Origin of the sequence: Terrisporobacter muris (assembly GCF_024621905.1) — a bacterium.
GTDB classification, from domain to species: Bacteria; Bacillota; Clostridia; order Peptostreptococcales; family Peptostreptococcaceae; genus Terrisporobacter; species Terrisporobacter muris.
The window spans coordinates 1-1643 of the sequence record NZ_JANKBY010000519.1 but is presented as its reverse complement, the minus strand read 5'-3'; the positions used below and the strand labels follow the sequence as shown (position 1 = coordinate 1643).

The window sequence follows — 1643 nt, the reverse complement described above, 5'->3', positions numbered from 1 at the left end:
ATTTTTTTAATTACAATTACTACCTGCCCTAAGTTACTTATTTGTACAATTTCATATACTATTAACACATATCTTAATATTTTAAATAATCTACTTAAATCTCTAGCAAAAATTCTAGCTTTTGAGATACTTTATAGTTTAAGTTCTTATATCAATATACATTCATCTAAACTTTTTTCTTATAGATTATAATCTATAATCATAGATCTCTCTAATATCTTGTTTTTTATCCAATTTCACAAACTAAGTTTGCATTTAATCTAATAGCCTCTTCTTCTCCTATATCTAAATCTTCCCAATTAGATATAGCTAATTCTCTATTATTCCCTTTCTTATCACTATATAGCTTCCCTACCTTCGGCAATTCTTCTAACTCTTTAAACTTATACATTTCTTCACTTATCTTCTTCAATTTAACACGTTCAAGGTTAGGTTCAAACTTATCACCCAAGCCTTTTAATTCTTCCTCTTCTTTTATCAATTCTTTTAAAATATTATTTTTTTCACTGTTTAACTTTGCTAGTTTCTTATTTATTTTTTCTTTTTCTTTATTTATGCCATTATATTCTTGTTTCATACTATTTATATTAGCTTTAATTTCTATTATTAATTCTAACTTTTCTTTATCTTCATCAGTTATTGCATTATTTATATAACCTATTACTTCTTCATCCACAAGTCTCTTCAATTCCTTTTTAATATTTACAATATTTCCACTATTTATAAGTAAATTATCTTTTATATTCTCCTCAAAATAATTCCTTTGATGCATATCATCAAGTATATTTGATATTCCTTTAACTATAGGATCTATATCCCTTTCTTTCTTAAATTTAGGTTTTAATATGTTTATTCTATCTGATATTTTCTTTGCTTTATTCCTAAAAATATCTTGATTTAATGCAATTGGATTTATTTCTTTAGAAATACTTTCTATCTCTTCATTTAATCTTTTTATTTTAATATTTACACTATTATATAATTCTTCATCAAATCTACCTTGTATTTCTAAGATATCATTATCTATATTTTCTATCTTTTTATTTAAATCATACATATTTTCTACTTTTTTTGCTTTCTTATTATTCCATTCTTCCTCTAGCTTACTTATTACTTTAACTTTTTCTAAATTATTTGATATTTTTATGTATTCATTATAGATATCTTTAATAGTTTCCTTATAAGATTCATATTCTCTATTATTATATATCCTATTATCAATATCGCACTTTAATTTAACTATTTTTACCAATATTTCATTAGTATCTATTTCATATTTTTGTGACCTTGAGAATATTCCTTTAATAAACTTCTTAAATAGATTATCATCTAATTGATTTTTTCTTAAATCCATATCTAGATGAGATAAATACTTAAGTAAATCTGTATACTCATTTTCCCAATCAGAATATATCTTATCAAAACTTATATTTTCATTTCTATATTTAGGAAATAAGTTAATATTATGTATAATTTTATTAACATATGGATCTTTGTTAGTAAACTTTTTGTTTAATATACCATCTTTTAAGTCTCTTAAGCTATCTACTATCTCGCTCCCTTCATCTACTTCTTTCACTAAGATTCGTTCTATCTTATTTTCTGTATCTAATCTATCTAAAATATATTTACTTTGTATAGAT

1 protein-coding gene is annotated in these 1643 nt (G+C 22.5%); it reads right to left on the bottom strand.

Annotation, left to right across the window (positions count from 1 at the left end):
• Window positions 1-226: 226 nt before the first annotated feature.
• Window positions 227-1643 (bottom strand): coiled-coil domain-containing protein (locus NSA58_RS19850; RefSeq protein ID WP_257560909.1); only part of this gene is annotated, 1417 nt, incomplete at its 5' end.